Source organism: Terriglobia bacterium, assembly GCA_020073085.1.
Lineage (GTDB): Bacteria > Acidobacteriota > Terriglobia > JAIQFV01 > JAIQFV01 > JAIQFV01.
This window is the reverse complement of record JAIQFV010000008.1, coordinates 164,210-181,286: the sequence shown is the minus strand read 5'-3', so window position 1 is coordinate 181,286 and position 17,077 is coordinate 164,210. Positions and strand designations below refer to the sequence as shown.

Sequence of the window (17,077 nt, the reverse complement as noted above, 5' to 3'; positions counted from 1 at the left end):
GATCACAACACTCGATCCTGGATCTCGGAGAACAGCCATCGGCTATGCATTTTTGGAACAAATCAAGCTAGGTGAGATCGCCCCCTCCGTAAAAAAGGCGGCGGCCCGAGGGGTATTGCCGGTTTCGCGGGAAGAGCTGATCGAAATCCTGGTGTTTCTCGCCGACGATCCCGACGAGACTCTTGCCCAGGAGGCTCGAAAGTCTCTGGATGCCTTTCCCGAGGACATCCTGAAGCACATCCTGGAAAGTTCTTTCACTTCCGAATCCATCTTTGATTTCTTTGGCCGTCCCCCGTTTCGCTCCCCGCAGTTGATCGAAGGGATCATTCTGAACACCGCCGCTCCAGACCGGGTCATCGCACGGCTGGCGGCCGAGGTGGAAGCCCATCTGATTGATGCCATTTTGATCAACCTGATGCGGATCCTTCGTTATCCTGAAATCCTCGAGGCCCTGGAAAAGAATCCAAACAACACGCCGGACACCCGTCGGCGCCTGGGAGAAGTTCGGGTGGAGTTTTTTGAGAAGCAGAACACCTTTGTACCGGTAGCTCCCTTCTCTCCTGCCGAAGAGTACGGCGAAGCGACTCCTGCCTCTTCGGAAGCATCCATTGAATTCGTCGAGCCGCATCCGCTGTCCACCGACCAGTCTCCGGAGGCAGTGGTGGAGGCCACTGCCCACCTGCTGGAGCAGGATGGGGAAGAGGTCAGTGGAGAGCGGGTCACGCTCTTGCAGAAGATCGCGCGCATGCCCATTGCCGAGCGAGTCCAGGCGGCCATCAAAGGGTCACGCGATGAGCGATTGATCCTTATTCGGGATTCCAATAAGGTGGTTTCGCGGGCCGTGCTGCTGTCACCCAAGATCTCCGAAAACGAAATCGAGGCGATCTCCCAGATGAGGAATGTGAACGAGGAGGTCCTGCGGTTGGTCGGTCAATCGCGTTCCTGGGCCAAGAATTACAGTATCCTTCATAACCTCGTCCGGAATTCGCGCTCGCCCGTCGGGGTGACGCTGACACTCCTGAATCGCTTGATGGCGAGGGATCTCAAGGCGCTTGGGAAAAACAAGAACATCCCGGAAGTCATACGAAAGAGCGCCCACCGCCTGGTCCAGATTCGTGAGGGGGGTCAGAGGTAAGCCACAGAAGGCTCATCGAGCCGCCCCGCCAGCCCGGTTCTACGAACCTGCACGATTCACGGTATGGACCGCTCCTGCGAAGGCCATCAGAGTGAACAGCAGAAAAGCGATGGCCTCCCACATCAACACCCCCGCCTTCCCATAACCGATCAACGAAAAGCGGAACAGATCCACCTGCCAGGTGACCGGGTTCAAATAAGCCGCGGTTCTGAACCAGTACGGCAAGGGATCCAGGGGGTAGAACATGCTGCTCAGGAACAGAAGCACGATGTAACAGATGCTGGTGAACGAGTTGAACGCATCATTGCGCCGTATCCGAAGGGCAAAGATGGCAAAGAAGAAGAACCAGCCGGCCGTGCCCACGATAACATTCAGCAAGGTGATCGGCATCCACCTCAGGCGAATGTGGGTCGACATGAGCCCCGCCCCCAATAGGATCACCAGCCCGGCCCCCACCAGGCTCAAGAGGAGGTTGAAGAGGATCTTGCCCAGCACGTATTCACGGCGGCTGATGGGATACGTGAGCCACTCGTAAAAGATCCCTGAATCGCGCTCCAGGAAAAAGCTGTAGGAGGTGTTCATAGCAATCCCAAACGTCGTCATGGCGAGAACACCCGCCAGAAAAAATGACGTATAGTCGGTGACCTCCCCCGCCAGGCGAAACTCTCCTCCCAGCGCCCTCTGAAATCCCAGGCCAAAAATGAGGAGGTAGGCGATGGGCACGAAAAGATCCCAAAACAACCATGCCAGGTTGGTAAACCGGATCCGGGAATCGCGATACAAGACGGAGAGAATTCCTCTCAAGAAAACCACCTCCAGGTCTGTGTTCACCCTCCCCAGCTTCGCGGTCGCCGAGCCTTGCGATCCGCCCGGGCTGGGGGCCTGAGAACTTACTTTCCTTCCAGCAGCTCCACGAAGATGTCTTCGAGGTCAGCGCCATGGATTTCGAAACGCACGATCGGGCAACGGGACGCGAGGTCGGCCATTTTGGCCAGCAAATGGGACTCTTCGCCTTTGAAAGTCATCTCGACACTGTTGCCGTCAGACTCGAGGGATACTGGATCCCAGGCGCGGAGGGATTCGTAGACAGCCGGTGTCGGGTGAGCAAGGGTTAAGGTCACGCGGAACATCTTCGAAGCCAGGGAGCGAAGTGCGTCCATATTCCCGCTTGCGACGACTCTTCCGCGATTGATGATGACGATCCGGTGGCAGAGTTCCTCGGCCTCATCCAGCAGTTGCGTCGTGAGAAAGATGGTTCGCCCCCGACGGGCCTCGTCGCGAATCAAGCTCAGGGTCTCCCGCTTGATGAGCGGATCCATGCCCGTGGTGGCTTCATCCAGAAAGACGATAGGGGAGTCCACCATAAACACCTTCGCTACTTGAAGGCGGCGTCTCATGCCCACGCTCAGGTCGTTCACCTTTTCGTGCTGTTTCTCGCGAAGCCCAAATCGATCAAGCACGGAATCCATACGCTGCCTTATGAGGGCGGAGGGCTGTTGATGGAGGTGCCCATAAATGAGAAGATTGTCGCGAACCGTCAAGAGCATCTCCACGGCCGTCTCTTGAAGGACGACAGCCAGCTGCCGCCGGGCTTCCAGGGGTGAGCGGACCACATCATGACCCATGACGCGGGCGGTTCCGGAGGTGGGCCGCGTGATCGTCGTCAAAATCCGCACCAACGTGGACTTGCCCGCACCGTTGGGCCCCAGCAATCCGAAAATCTCGCCCCGGTTCACTTCAAAGGAGATTCCATCCAAAGCGCGCGTGCTCAGGCCCCGCTTGGGATGAAACAGTTTCATGAGATTCTGAACTTCAATGACAGAGTTCAAGGAGAATCCTTCCAAACCGGGGGCGCCGCTTGATCAGGAGAGGGCCCGGACTGAACCGAAGCCCCCGCGCTATTTGGACTTTACGACGCAGAGTACTGATTCGTTTTCGTTTAAAGTAATCTTGGAGGGCCGGGATTTTGACCCGGTCAGGCGGATGCGGAACGGAGTTTCCTCGCCGGACACATTTGCCACCCCGACCTGAACAGACCGGTTTCCGTAGTGAGCGAAGATCGGAACGGGCATTTCAAACGAGGGGGGGACTGCAGACTGCAAGATTTTCCCGGAAATCATGTATCCCTTTTCCGAAGACCCTGAGAGGGAATAAGTCAGCTGGTATTCCGGGATGCCGACGTCCTTGACCCACTCATCGAAGAACCAGTCCAATTTTCGATTTCCATCCAGGTCCATAGCCGGTATCATGTGCTGCTCAATGGTTCTTTTAAAATCGTCGGTCGAAGCGGCCTGATTCTTGAACTGGGTCAGGAAGGCCTTCATCGTCCGGATGAAACGATCATCAGATTGGGATTGCGGATCGCGCATCATCATTCGCAACATGTGCAAGACCCAGGCGCCCTTTCCGTAGACAACCTCCTGGTACCCGGTAGGGCTCTTGGAGGAATACAGTCTCCAACCCAGCCAGATGGGCCCCGCGCTCTCGATGGACTGACCCTCCTTATCCTTCTCGAGCAGGTGAAATTTCAGGTGGCGCATGGCCTCGGTCAAACCCCCTTCCTTCGTATCCTTGCTCGCGGCATAGATGCGGGCCGCATAATTCGCCATCCCCTCCATCAGCCAGGTGTCGTGGTAGCTCTGTGTTCCCACCATATTGCCCCACCACTGATGAGCGATTTCATGAGCACGCATCAACTGGGAAAACGTGAATTGGGAGTCCTGGTTCAATCCCAAGGCGAGCTGCTGTTCCCGGGGCAAGAAAGTGAGGGTGGAGACATAACACAAGGAGGGCCACCCCTGGCCGAAACGGCCCGGGATTTGTGAAATCGCCAGCTTCTTGTAAGGATAAGGCCCGAACCATGATTCAAGGATCTGGAGCGCCGAGGCGGTGTCATTGATCACATTGGTCAGGATCGTCTGCGTGTTGATCGAAGGGAAGATGACAGGGTCGGAGAACAGAGGAGGGGGTGAGTTACGGGATCGCGACTGTTGCAAGGCGGCGATGCGCGCAGCGCGGAGCTGATCGAGACGCAACTGCAGATTATGTACAACGGCTTCAAGTCCCCGGTTCGCAAAAACCTCCACATCGACATCATCGACTTTCTGGCCTTTAGTCAGATAATCACCCAGGTTGAATCCAGCCACTCCAATGGTACATCCGGAGTCCCATTCCGAAGTCTTTTGGCCACCCTCGGTAGTCTCGCTGATCAGATTTCCCGTAGCGACCAGGGTCATGGTGGCGGGATAATGAAACTTCAAGCGATACAGGGCAGCGTCCGAAAGGCCATGATTGGGATACCACGTGCCGCGCGCTCCGACAAAATAGATTCCATCTCCGAGATTGGTGATGACATCACCCGAATATTTGAAAACCAGGGTGAGAGGCTCATCCTTCCGGGTCGGCCGGTCCAAGAGGACATAAATGACGTCGTTACCTCGCTGGGCGATTTCATGGCCTTCCAGCAGACTGTTTTGGAAGAAATCAAGGGGATGATGGTCTCCGTCTTCGACGGAAGCCACTTTGAGCCCCCGTGAGAGTTCAAAAGGCAGCAAACGTTCTCCCTCAACCGTCGGTTTCAAATCCAGGCGGGCGGTCGCCGTCACCAGGGCATCCTCATTAATAGTGGTCTCTACGGACACCGTAGTCATGTGGTATTCCGAAAGCTCATCCAGACTTGCCGGCGGCCGGCCCGATTTTGAGGGCCGTGCGGAGAACGAAGACCATATGTCGGCGTAATTGATCTCTCGTTCATGAGTGACATTTCCGAGGAGCACCGGTTCGTAGGACCGTTCGTCGAAGAGGGCTTCAAACCATCCCTGGGTTCGGCCATTCAGAGACGCCTGGAAGAAAGGATGGGGGTTGGTGGCGAGGAGATCCTGGAGGATTCGGTAATTCAGATTTGTGGAAAGCGACCGAATCGCATCCCCCCAGGCACTCTTCAAACTCAGTTCGCCGGGTTCCGGCGAAACGGTCTCCTCGGCCCCCCTGATGATTTCGTCGAATGTGTTGTCGGTGAACCTCAGGACGGCAGAGGAAAATCTCTCCGTCAAAACAGGGGAGTTTGTAAACTTGTTGAGCTGAAACTTCTCGATCCGGTTGGGCGGGATGACCAGGATTTCCCCATCTCCGATAAAAACTGCTCCCGTGATGCGTCCGAGGACAGGCGTGAGGAAGGCGACAATACCCCGATGCAAGGTCAGATGAAGGGCATCGCGATCGATGTTGACTTCCCTGATCTTAAGAGTATTTCGAGGATCAATGGAGACTTGAGCCAGATCGAGAAGGACCGCCCTTCCATCCACGATGGCTGCCGGTGGGCGGTCCTCCGCACCGGGGGATGCTGGCATGCCTGAGAGGATCAGGGCTGTAGCCAGGCTCAAAGCCCCCGTCAGTCCTGCTCTCTTGGTCCAGTTTGGGCGGCCCATAGAATCAACCGGACGGCCTGGAGCTGAACGGGGACCCGCGCCCCTCTCCGGGCTGCCTTCGCAAAAGATGGTGTTCCTAAGAGACAATACGGCCAAGGAAGTTCGGAAGTTTCTGAAGATCCCTGCACTGTCCCCTGGGTTCCGACAACACTCCCGTATCGCCCGCTGATCCGCACGTCCGCTCTCATCGAGGAGGGACAATTCTCCCTGCCAGGGACACACCTCTGATTAGACGCTTCAAGTTCTCAAGAAGTGCCGTTTTTTGTTTGGGGACAAGAAGGCGCAGGCGAAGGACCGATGAGGTTCCCCTCAAGGCAAACTAAGCGCAATCCCAGGGGGACAGATCTATCCCTGGCTCATCGAGGCGAGGAATTCACCGTTTGTTTTCTTTTTCGACAGTCGTTCGATCAACAACTCCATCGATTCCGTCACCGAAAGGGGGCTCAACACTTTTCGCAGCACCCAAATGCGGTTGAGTTCATCTTTCGGGAGGAGAAGCTCTTCCTTGCGCGTGGCGCTCCGGTTAATGTCGATAGCGGGGAAGACACGCTTGTCGACCAGCTTGCGGTCGAGGTTGATCTCCATGTTTCCGGTGCCTTTGAACTCCTCGAAGATAACGTCATCCATGCGGCTGCCGGTATCAATGAGCGCGGTGGCGATTATGGTCAGCGATCCCCCTTCCTCGATGTTGCGGGCGGCGCCGAAAAACCGTTTGGGGCGCTGCAAAGCGTTGGAATCGACACCGCCGGAGAGCACCTTGCCGGAGGGCGGGACGATGGTGTTGTAGGCGCGGGCCAGTCGTGTGATGGAATCGAGCAGGATGACCACGTCCCGCTTGTGTTCGACGAGCCGCTTGGCCTTTTCAATCACCATCTCCGCGACCTGCACGTGGCGAGTGGCGGGTTCATCAAAGGTCGAACTGACGACCTCGCCTTGAACCGTGCGCTGCATATCGGTCACTTCTTCAGGACGCTCATCGATCAGCAGGACGATCAGGGTGATCTCGGGATGATTGGTCGTCACCGAGTTGGCGATGGTCTGCAGCAGCATCGTCTTGCCCGTCCGTGGGGGCGCCACAATCAGGCCTCTCTGCCCTTTGCCGATAGGTGTCAGCAGGTCAAGCACGCGGGCGGAGATGTTTTCGGACAGGGTCTCGAGCTTGATGCGTTCATTGGGATAAAGGGGTGTCAGGTTGTCAAAGAAGATCTTCTGCCGGGCTTCATCGGGAGGTTCAAAGTTGACTGCTTCGACCTTGATCAGGGCGAAGTAGCGTTCCCCATCCTTGGGAGGGCGAATCTGGCCGGAGATCGTGTCGCCGGTGCGCAAATCGAACTTGCGGATCTGGGAGGGGGAGACATAGATGTCATCCGGCCCGGGCAGATAGTTGTAATCGGGAGCGCGGAGGAATCCAAATCCATCCGGCAAGGTCTCCAGGACCCCCTCTGAAAAGATGAGGCCGTTTTTCTCGGTTTGCGCCTGCAGGATCTTAAAGATCAGCTCCTGCTTACGCATGGTTGAAGCGCCGACCACCCCGAGGTCCTTGGCGATTTGCATCAGGTTGGTGATGTTCATTTCTTTCAGTTCTGAGATGTCCATAACTTCTCCAGTTTTATTGGGATCAAGATCGGTTGTTAAACGGCCAGGGAGCGGTGTCGGGCTCATCTGCGGTCTTCTTTCCGGCCGACGTCCGGGGTGCACGATTTCTCTTGGCGGGCGATGCTGTCCGCATTGACGACGAACCCTTTTTGAATTGGATGATTGTTCAATACCAGACCACAGGAGTTCGCCATTAAGTGGGCAGGGCGTTCAAGATCTCCCGCCACAACTCGCGACGTCCAATGTGTTTGATTGCGGAATAGTCAATTAACGATGAGTCCTGAGTCCACCTTTGCAGCCGCTTGTGCGTCTCACGCAATTCATTGCCAGAGAGTTTGTCAGTCTTGGTCAGCACCAGGGCGAGCGGTTTCTGGTAGGCCATGAGCCACTCGAGCATTTGCTCATCGAGGGGCGTGGGAGCCACACGACTGTCGAGCAACAACACGTTCAACTTCAAAGGCTCTCGTGATTCTAAGTATTCCTCCATCAGACGATGCCAGTGCTGTCGGACCTCCTCGGGAACCTTCGCAAAACCGTAGCCGGGGCAATCGACAAAGTAGAACTTCTGGTTCACCAGGTAAAAGTTGATCAGCTGGGTGCGGCCGGGTGTCGAACTTGTCCGGGCCAGTCTGACCCCCAGGAGGCTGTTAATCAGGCTGGATTTCCCTACATTGGACCGCCCCAGGAAGGCAATCTCGGGCAATTTGTCGCGTGGCGATTCGCTCAGTCGTGCGACACTTTTCAAAAATCGGCCGGTGACTTTAATCAATGTGAAGGATTATCTCAGTGAGTCATCGAGTCATGCGGAGAGCCGGGGCTCACCTCATCCTTGAGGGCCGGCTTGAACTCTTCGGTCATCTCAAGCGGTTCGTCGGCCGGACGCCCGGTGGTTAACAAGGGCTCCACCAGGGCGATTTTCAGGACCTCGTCCATGTTTTCGACGAAGTGCAACTCAAAGGCCTTCTGGATCTCGGGCGGAATTTCGGCAAGATCCTTCTCATTGTCTTTCGGCAAGATGACCGTGTTGATGCCCGCCCGGTGCGCGGCGAGCAGCTTCTCTTTGACACCCCCGATGGGCAACACCTTGCCTCGCAAGGTGATCTCCCCGGTCATGGCGACATCCCGGCGCACTGGGATGCGGGTGAGCACGGAGACCAGGGTGGTTGCCATCGTGATCCCCGCGGAAGGACCGTCCTTGGGGATGGACCCTTCCGGGACATGGATATGAATATCGTAGTGCCGGTAGAAGTCCTTGGGGATCCCGAACAGATCCGTCCGGGAACGGACATAACTCATGGCGGCTTGCGCGGACTCCTGCATCACATCGCCCAGTTTTCCGGTCAGAGTAAGTTTCCCCTTTCCCTGCATCAAAGTGGCTTCCGTGCCCAGGATTTCGCCTCCGACCTCCGTCCACGCCAAACCCGTGGTCAACCCAACCTCGTTTTTCTCTTCCGACTTCAAGTTTCGGAACTTCCGGACACCCAGGAAATCGCTGAGGTTCCCGGAGGCGACCTCCAGGCGCTCCAGCGCTTCCTTCTTTACGACCTTCCGGGCCAACTTGCGGCACACCGATCCGATTTCCCGCTCGAGATTGCGGACCCCGGCTTCCCGGGTAAAGTACTGGATGATGTCCCGGATCGACTCGTCCTTGAATTCGAGCTGGTCCGGCTTGAGGCCTGCCTGTTGCATCTGCTTGCGGACGAGGAACCGCTTTGCTATTTCCATCTTTTCATATTCCGTATACCCGGACAGCCGGATGACCTCCATGCGGTCCTGAAGAGGCTGGGGAATCGTGTGCGTCACATTGGCCGTGCAGATGAAGAAGACCTGGGAGAGGTCGTACTCCACGTCGAGATAGTGATCGACGAAGGAGTGATTCAATTCGGGATCCAGCACTTCCATCAGAGCGGCTGAGGGGTCGCCGCGGAAGTCCATCGACATCTTGTCGACTTCATCCAGCAGGAAAACGGGATTCTTGGTTCCCGCCTTCTTCATCATTTGAATGATCTGGCCCGGCAGCGCTCCAATATAAGTGCGCCGGTGGCCGCGGATTTCAGCCTCATCGCGCACACCGCCGAGAGACAGCCGCACAAACTTGCGCCCGGTGGCGCGGGCGACGGATTTGCCCAGCGAGGTCTTTCCCGTCCCGGGAGGACCCACAAAGCAGAGAATCGAGCCCTTCGGATTCTTCACCAACTGCCGGACCGCAAGGAATTCCACGATCCGCTCCTTGATCTTCTCCAGGCCGCAATGGTCCTCGGCAAGAACTTTCTCAGCCACCTCGAGGTTCCGGATCTCCTTGGTGCGGCGCTTCCACGGAACCGCCAGGAGCCAGTCGAGATAATTCCGGGAGACCGTGGATTCGGCGGACATGGCCGGCATCATCTCGAGCTTTTTCAGCTCATCGAGAGCCTTCTTCTCCACCTCCTTGGGCATGCCCGCGGTTTCGATCTGCCTTTTCAGGTCCTCCAGCTCGCTCTTCTCATCCTTGCGGCCCAGTTCTTTCTGGATGGCCTTGATTTTTTCGCTCAGATAGTATTCTTTCTGGGCTTTCTCCATTTGTTTCTTGACGCGGTTCTGGATGGTCCGATCCATGTGAAGTTTCTCGATTTCGATGTCGAGGACTTCGATGATGCGGTTCAGGCAATCGATGGGATTCGGGATTTCCAGCAGCTGCTGTTTTTCTTCAATCGGAATGGAGAGATTGGCCGCAATGGTGTCCGTCAGTTTTTGCGGATCGTCCACCTTGACGGCAGCAATCATCGTCTCGTAATTCAAATTCTGGCTGAGCTTGACATACTGTTCGAACAACGAGGTGGCCTGGTTCATCACACTTTCGTAGGCGGAAGGGTTGGCGATCTTCACGGCCATCAGCTTCACCGTGGCCTGATAGTACCCTTCCTCGTTATCCAGCTGGATGATCTTGGCCCGTTCCAGTCCTTCCACCAACACCTTCACGTTCCCATCGGGGAGGCGCAGCGATTGAACGATATTGACGATTGTCCCCACCCGGAAAATCTCATCGGCCTTGGGTTCATCCACGGTCGGATCATGCTGGGTGGACAGAATGATGCGCTTGTCCCGGCGAAGCGCTTCCTCGAGCGCCCGGACGGACGACTCCCGGCCCACGACAAAGGGGATCAGCATGTGGGGAAAGATCACCACGTCGCGGATCGGCATCATCGGGATCTTAAAAGTCTCTTCTTTTTCCTTGGTATTGAACATGACCACTGTTGGGATGGGTTCCTTTCTCCTGAATCTCTTCTCTTGTGAAGGGAAGCAACGACTTCCCCGTCTATCCGGCCTTCTCCAAAAGGTTCGCTGAGATCTCCTGCGCTTCAACCATCTGTTTGGTGACCACGAATTCCCTCAGCTTGCGCTGGGACGGAATGTGGTACATCAGATCGAGCATCAAATCTTCGAGGATCACGCGCAAGCCTCGGGCCCCGACCTTGCGCTCGAAGGCCTGAACAGCCACCGTTTCGATGGCCTCCGGCTCGAAGAGCAACTTGACGTTTTCATATTCAAAGAGCTTCTGATATTGGCGGATCAGGGCATTTTTGGGTTCCGTCAAAATCTCGATCAAGGCCTTAACGTCCAACCCATGGAGCGTCCCCACCACCGGGAGACGTCCCACAAATTCGGGGATGAATCCGAATTTGATCAAATCCTCGGGTTGGGCCTTTTCCAGGATCGCCGTGTTCCGAAGGTCGGTCGGAGGGGGTTGCTGCGCGTGAAAGCCCAGGGCCTTTCGTCCGAGGCGTCGCTCAATCACCTTCTCCAGTCCCACAAAAGCCCCGCCGCAGATGAACAGGATGTTCGTGGTATCCACCTGGGTAAACTCCTGGTGCGGATGCTTTCGTCCTCCCTGCGGAGGCACATTGGCGATCGTCCCCTCCAGAATCTTCAGCAGGGCCTGCTGCACCCCCTCACCGGAAACATCCCGCGTGATGGAGGGGTTTTCGTCCTTTCGGCAGATCTTGTCAATTTCGTCGATGTAGATAATTCCTTGTTGCGCCCGTGCAACATCGTAGTTCGCCGCCTGAAGCAACTTCAAGATGATGTTTTCGACGTCTTCCCCGACGTATCCCGCTTCGGTCAGCGTGGTGGCATCGACGATGGCGAACGGCACATCCAGCATTCGCGCCAGGGTTTGTGCCAGCAAGGTCTTGCCGGTGCCAGTCGGTCCAATCAGTAAAATGTTCGACTTCGTCAGCTCCACGTCCGACCGATACTTGGCTAATTCGATGCGCTTGAAGTGGTTGTACACCGCGACGGCGAGCTTCTTCTTCGTCTTCTCCTGGCCGATCACGTAGAGGTTGAGAAACTCATGGACCTCACTCGGCTTGGGGAGCTTCTTCTGCGCAGACTGTGCCAGCTCTGTCTTGTCATCCTCGAGGATACTATTGCAGACGGCGATACACTCGTCACAAATGAAGGCACGAGGGAACTCGTTGGGGGATGAAATGAGCTTGCGCGCCTTGTCCTGGGTCTTGAAACAAAACGAGCATCTCAATACTTCCTCATTATCGGTCCGCCTCACGCTGACGCTCCCTTTCTCTTCAGGGGACTACCTTTGAGTGATCACTTGATCAATTATACCATATTCCTTGCCTTGGGCCGCGGTCATTATAAAATCACGGTCCACATCGCGTTGAATTCTTTCCAGGGGCTGTCCCGTGTGCTTCGCGATGATGTCGTTCGTAATTTCGCGCATGCGGAGGATTTCTCGTGCCTGAATGTCGATGTCCGACGCCATCCCGGAAATTCCACCGGCCGAGGGCTGGTGAATCAGAATACGGGAATTGGGGAGTGCGAAGCGCTTGCCGGGAGAGCCGGCACAGAGCAACAGCGCGCCCATGGAAGCGGCCTGACCCATGCAATAGGTGGTGATGTCCGGTTTCACAAACTGCATCGTATCGTAGATGGCCAGACCGGCCGTGATCACGCCGCCGGGACTGTTGATGTAAATCGAAATATCCTTCTCCGGATCCTCCGATTCCAGGAACAGCAACTGGGCAATCACCAGATTGGCCACGTTGTCATCAATGGGGGACCCGATCATGATGATGCTATCCCTGAGGAGTCGGGAATAGATATCATAAGCTCGTTCGCCACGGCTCGTCTGCTCGACCACCATCGGTACTAATGTCATTTTGGCCTTATCCCGTGATGCTGATTTCGTCCAGTGTCAGATATTAAGATGTGGTGTCTTGTTTGTCCAGTTGCGTGGGGCCACGAACTATATCGGCATTTTCGTAAAGGAAGTTTAGAACTTTTCGGTTTGTTAACTGAGAACGAAGTTTATCCAGTGCGCTATCCTTTGTCAAGTGCTGCTTGACGGCGGAAAAGGGTTCCTGAGTGCGTTCAGCCATCTTGGTGACTTCCGCATCTACTTCATCATCAGTGACGGAAATATTCTCCTTTTTAGCGATGTGTTCAAGGATGAAAGTGACCTTCACATCGCGAACCGACGGATCCCGATTCTCTTCGCGGATCTTCTCCCAATCGATAGATATCTGTCTCGGATCAATGCCTTGCTGATACATGGAACGGATCATCCCCTGCAATCGGGAGTCGATCTGCGACTCCACCAGGGCTTGGGGAACCGGGAAGGGATTCTTCTCGATGATCTGATTCACCAGGGTCTCAAGGGTATGGTTGCGGGCGAGCTGCCGCTTTCCTTCGTCAATGTCGTTCCTGATCTTGTCCTTGAGTTCCGTGAGCGTGTCGAATTCTCCGAGCGTCTTTGCCAAATCGTCATCGAGTTGCGGCAGTGATTTGGTTTTGATGGCCTCGATTTTGAGCTGATAAGAAACACGCCGTCCAGCCAGGCGACGATCGGAAAAATCGTCCGGATATTCGACCTTGAAATTGACATCCTCGCCGGCGGACTTTCCAAGGAGGTTCTCGGAGAACTCCTTCAAGGTCTGCTTGTCGCCCACCTCGACCAAGAGGTCCTTTGCATCGAATGCTTTCTCTGGCTTTTCGTCCGACTTTCGCGTGGGATAGGCGGTGAAGCTGACCACTGCAAAATCGCCCTCCTGGATGGACCGGTCGCCAACCACGATGAATTCAGCGGCCTGTTCCCGCAACCCGCCAAGCCTTTTTTCCACCTCATCTTCCCCCACTGATATCGTTTCCTCGTCCGCTTTAAGCTCTTTGTAATCAATGTTATCTATAGCAGGAAGGACCTCGAATTCGACCTTGAAAGTGAGAGGTTTTTCGTCTTCCAAGACTAGGCCATTCACTTGGGGTGGCGTAATCATGGTGACCTTTTGCTCTGAAGCGGCTTGTTCAATGACATCAGGCAAAAGCTTCTTTAACAATTCCGAACGAATCTCCTGTCGAAACCGCTGCTTCACGACTGCCACAGGAACGTGGCCGGGGCGGAATCCGGGCACCTGCGCCACTTTTGCAAACTCATTCGCCACTTCTTCGGATTGCTTCTTCCAGTCCTCGGGAGGGACCTCAATTTCCAGTTCCCGCTTGCAGCCTTCTTTTTCAGTAAGTACCGATTTCACCAGGGTCCTTTCGCGTGGCCCAAGGTCTTAGCAGCCGACCATTCTCAGCGGACATTATCCGGCAGGGAAGGTCATGGATTCATGATCTGGGCCATTGAATGATGTAAATGAAGTGTCAATAGGATTCCAAGGGATAGAGGGTGACCCGAATCTCCCGCTTTTCGTCGGTCCTGAGCTTCAGCACACTGCTCGGACACCTGTTCAAAAGATTTGGTGGGCAAGGAGGGAGTTGAACCCTCACTCCGTAAGGAACGGGATCCTAAGTCCCGCGCGTCTGCCAATTCCGCCACTTGCCCCTGTCCTGACGGTCAATCGGCGTCCGGAATCGCCGTCGTGTCCCACCTTGAGGTCGCATTTACTCAAGTCATCGTGCAAGTGAACATTTTTTGAGCAAGTCACAACTGTTGCCTGTAGTTTTCTTGAGAGACCCAGCAATTACATCGATCATTGCTGACTTTATTCATGAGGCAAGAAAGAAAGCAGGAATCCAGCGGGATCCAGCAGACGGGGATTAAACACCAGAACCTCGATAAATTCAAGTGGAAAAGTAACAGGATCTTGCCGCTGGATCAAGCTGGTTTCATGTTGGGGGAGCCGATGGAGGAAAATTTCGCCATGACCTGGGGCGAGCCTTCAATCCTTCCCCCCGACCAATCGTTTCTAAGCAAAACTGGCGTTTGGCAGCGTCCAAGACTTCTTGATCAAAACTACCTCGGACGACGGATGACGCCGTTTTAAGGCACTGAGTTTCTGAAGAGCGGAGAGACGCTTCGAATATCGATAGATCTCAGAGAGATAGACCTCTCCCTTTGAGTTATAGCACTCCAGTTGAACTTCATAGTAATGATTGATCATATTTGGTTTTTTTCACTGAATTGAAAGGCATCAAAAAGTTAAGATTCTAAGGTCCCGCGGGGGGACAAGTATTCGATTCTTCCATATTGCGAGTGCAAGCTGTGCCGACCCGGGTCCCGAACCCCTTGATTGGTAGCCGAGCTGGCAATCCTGATCATTCCGGCCCCACCCTGGACGCTGGCAAGTGAATCGGGATCTTCGGGTTGAGTGCCAACCACGCTCCTTGCCAGTCATCGGACTCGCTGGCCTCCCTGCCCAGCTCCCCTGTCTTTGTTACGATCCCTAACTCCCTCGGCGTTGAGACTTGTTAGGCACATCCGGGGTGCAAGGGTCGAAAGAACATCAAGATGAGGGACAAACCCTTCGGATAGAGTTGGTCCGGTTTGCGAAACATCGTCCCCCATCTATAATTTTCCACCTTCATTGGGTCCTTCTTTCTATAGGGGGCCTTTGTACTTCGAAGGAGGTTTGATCTGGATGGATCCTTACACTCCCAGATCCTCAATATCATCCTATCCAATTGCCTCCTTACACAAGAAATTGTATATACCGTCTTCGTCTCATAGGGTGATTTGAATCACAATAGGTGAAATTCCGGCGGTGAGGCCCACAAAATGATGAATTGTAAATGATGTGATTGAGGTCAATATTCTGCAATATTTTCAGCATCCATGTTCAGTCGGATATGGCGACCTGTTGGATCAGGCCCCGCAATGAAGTAATTGCAGAATTGTTGCGAAAAAACAAGAAAGCGATGCCCCTACTCCTGAAATCACCAATGCCTTGGGGGGGGGTATCCTGTTATCCCCTCGGAGTGGGACTAAGACTCTCTCGCCACGCGGACCCCCGGCCTCAAATTTGAAATTTCAGATATTGCGGGCCAATTGAGATCCGCTAAAGGATTGAACTTAAGTGTCACCAAGTCAGTTCGGGTGGCCAGCTCATGGTGACAGGAAGACGGAGAGCAACAGCCCCTGGGAATGGACGGGGAAGGAACGGAACCGCTTAAGGAGAGATCAGGTTCGGGGTCATTAAGTCTTGTGAGGTTTCCATCGAAGCACTGGGTTTCGAGCGGCCGCCACTTCATCAAGCTTGTGGACACGGGTGTTATGTGGAGCTTTCTTGACGAGGTCCGGGTTAGTGGCACATTCCTCGGCGATGGCTTTCATGGCCTGCACAAACAGGTCCAATTCTTCGAGGGACTCAGATTCGGTCGGCTCGATCATCAGGGCCCCATGGACAATCAGGGGGAAATAGACCGTGGGAGGATGAAAGCCATAATCCATGAGCCTCTTGGCGATCTCCATGGTAGTCACTCCAAATTTATTTTGCAGGTGGTCTGAGAAGACCACTTCATGGAGTGAGGGCTGGTCGAAAGGCAGATCGTAGATGCCCTTCAACTGGGACCGGATATAGTTGGCATTGAGCACGGCGTCTTCTGAGGTTTGCTTGAGCCCAGTGGGGCCATTGGTCAGGATGTAGGCGAGGGCCCGGACCAGCATTCCAAAGTTTCCGTAAAATGATCGCACTCTTCCGATCGATTGCGGGCGTTTGAAGTTGTACGAATATGTCCCATCCGCATCCCTTTCGACGGTCGGGTGGGGGAGAAACGGTTCAAGGTGGGATTTCACTGCTACCGGTCCTGCACCCGGACCGCCTCCACCGTGGGGGGTTGAGAAGGTCTTGTGCAAATTCAGGTGCATGACATCAACCCCGTTATCGCCGGGGCGAGCCACCCCGAGGAGCGCGTTCATATTGGCGCCATCCATGTATACCAGACCCCCCTTGGAATGCAGGATGTCCACAATGGCCAGGAGGTCCCTCTCATAAACTCCCAAGGTGTTGGGATTAGTGAGCATGAGCGCGGCCACGTCTTCCGTCACAGCATCGCGGAGCGCTGAGACATTGACGCACCCTTGTTCCCCCGACTTTATGTTTTCAATCTGATAGCCCGCAATTGCAGCGCTGGAGGGGTTGGTGCCGTGGGCGGAATCCGGGATCAGGATCTTCTTGCGCGGATTCCCCCGGGACTGGAGGTAGGCCCGGATTATCAGGATCCCCGTGAGCTCTCCTTGTGCCCCTGCGGCTGGCTGCAGACTCACCGCATCCATCCCGGTGATCTCTTTAAGGCATTCGCCCAGCATGTGCTGGATTTTCAGGTTTCCCTGGCAGAGCGCTTCAGGGAGATAAGGATGGGATTGTGCAAAGCCCTCGTAACGCGCGACCACCTCGTTAATCTTGGGATTGTACTTCATCGTGCACGAGCCCAGTGGGTACATGCCGAGATCGATGGCATAGTTCCAAGTGGAGAGGCGGGTGAAATGGCGCACAACATCCACTTCGCTGACCTCGGGAAAGTCTTCGATGGCTGTCCGCAGGGTCTTGGGATCGAAAACCGACTCCGGAGCCACTTCGGGGACATCACATGGGGACAACGCAACTCCGCGCTTTCCCGGCATGCTCTTTTCGAAAATCAGCTGTTCATTCTGGCTGATGTGGGTTCCTGCTTTGCAAACCTTTTCGTCGCTCATGAGGGGAGG

The 17,077-nt window shown here is 55.0% G+C and carries 12 protein-coding genes and 1 tRNA gene; 1 reads left to right on the top strand and 12 read right to left on the bottom strand.

Annotated features, from left to right (window positions below; genetic code table 11):
• Positions 1-52 precede the first annotated feature (52 nt).
• Positions 53-1,135 carry a hypothetical protein gene (locus LAO21_10210; GenBank protein MBZ5553083.1) on the top strand — a complete coding sequence of 361 codons (1,083 nt, stop codon included), beginning with the start codon at positions 53-55 and terminating at the stop codon, positions 1,133-1,135.
• A gap of 39 nt (positions 1,136-1,174) precedes the next feature.
• On the opposite strand, the gene LAO21_10205 is transcribed toward LAO21_10210, so the two are convergent.
• From LAO21_10205 to gcvPB, 12 genes are all read right to left on the bottom strand, one after another.
• Positions 1,175-1,966, bottom strand: a complete 792-nt coding sequence (locus LAO21_10205; GenBank protein ID MBZ5553082.1) for an ABC transporter permease — start codon at positions 1,964-1,966, stop codon at positions 1,175-1,177.
• A gap of 59 nt (positions 1,967-2,025) precedes the next feature.
• Complete coding sequence (locus LAO21_10200; GenBank protein MBZ5553081.1) at positions 2,026-2,934, bottom strand: ABC transporter ATP-binding protein; 909 nt, start codon at positions 2,932-2,934, stop codon at positions 2,026-2,028.
• A gap of 99 nt (positions 2,935-3,033) precedes the next feature.
• Complete coding sequence (locus LAO21_10195; GenBank protein ID MBZ5553080.1) at positions 3,034-5,562, bottom strand: hypothetical protein; 2,529 nt, start codon at positions 5,560-5,562, stop codon at positions 3,034-3,036.
• A 345-nt stretch (positions 5,563-5,907) separates the two neighbouring features.
• Positions 5,908-7,158, bottom strand: a complete 1,251-nt coding sequence (rho, locus tag LAO21_10190) for a transcription termination factor Rho (protein MBZ5553079.1) — start codon at positions 7,156-7,158, stop codon at positions 5,908-5,910.
• A gap of 193 nt (positions 7,159-7,351) precedes the next feature.
• Positions 7,352-7,924 carry a ribosome biogenesis GTP-binding protein YihA/YsxC gene (yihA, locus tag LAO21_10185; protein ID MBZ5553078.1) on the bottom strand — a complete coding sequence of 191 codons (573 nt, stop codon included), beginning with the start codon at positions 7,922-7,924 and terminating at the stop codon, positions 7,352-7,354.
• A gap of 17 nt (positions 7,925-7,941) precedes the next feature.
• A complete protein-coding gene (gene lon, locus LAO21_10180; protein ID MBZ5553077.1) occupies positions 7,942-10,383 on the bottom strand; it encodes an endopeptidase La in 2,442 nt (813 codons plus the stop codon).
• Positions 10,384-10,453: 70 nt separating this feature from the next.
• A complete protein-coding gene (clpX, locus tag LAO21_10175) occupies positions 10,454-11,701 on the bottom strand; it encodes an ATP-dependent Clp protease ATP-binding subunit ClpX (protein MBZ5553076.1) in 1,248 nt (415 codons plus the stop codon).
• Positions 11,702-11,728: 27 nt separating this feature from the next.
• On the bottom strand, positions 11,729-12,313 hold the full coding sequence (clpP, locus tag LAO21_10170) for an ATP-dependent Clp endopeptidase proteolytic subunit ClpP (protein MBZ5553075.1): 585 nt from the start codon (positions 12,311-12,313) through the stop codon (positions 11,729-11,731).
• 43 nt (positions 12,314-12,356) lie between these two features.
• On the bottom strand, positions 12,357-13,682 hold the full coding sequence (gene tig / locus LAO21_10165) for a trigger factor (protein ID MBZ5553074.1): 1,326 nt from the start codon (positions 13,680-13,682) through the stop codon (positions 12,357-12,359).
• Between the two features lie 211 nt (positions 13,683-13,893).
• Positions 13,894-13,978: transfer RNA gene (locus LAO21_10160), tRNA-Leu, on the bottom strand.
• A 364-nt stretch (positions 13,979-14,342) separates the two neighbouring features.
• Positions 14,343-14,537, bottom strand: coding sequence for a hypothetical protein (locus tag LAO21_10155; GenBank protein MBZ5553073.1), 195 nt, complete (start codon positions 14,535-14,537; stop codon positions 14,343-14,345).
• 1,031 nt (positions 14,538-15,568) lie between these two features.
• Entirely contained in the window at positions 15,569-17,068 is a 1,500-nt protein-coding gene (gcvPB, locus tag LAO21_10150) for an aminomethyl-transferring glycine dehydrogenase subunit GcvPB (protein ID MBZ5553072.1), read from the bottom strand.
• Positions 17,069-17,077: the final 9 nt, after the last annotated feature.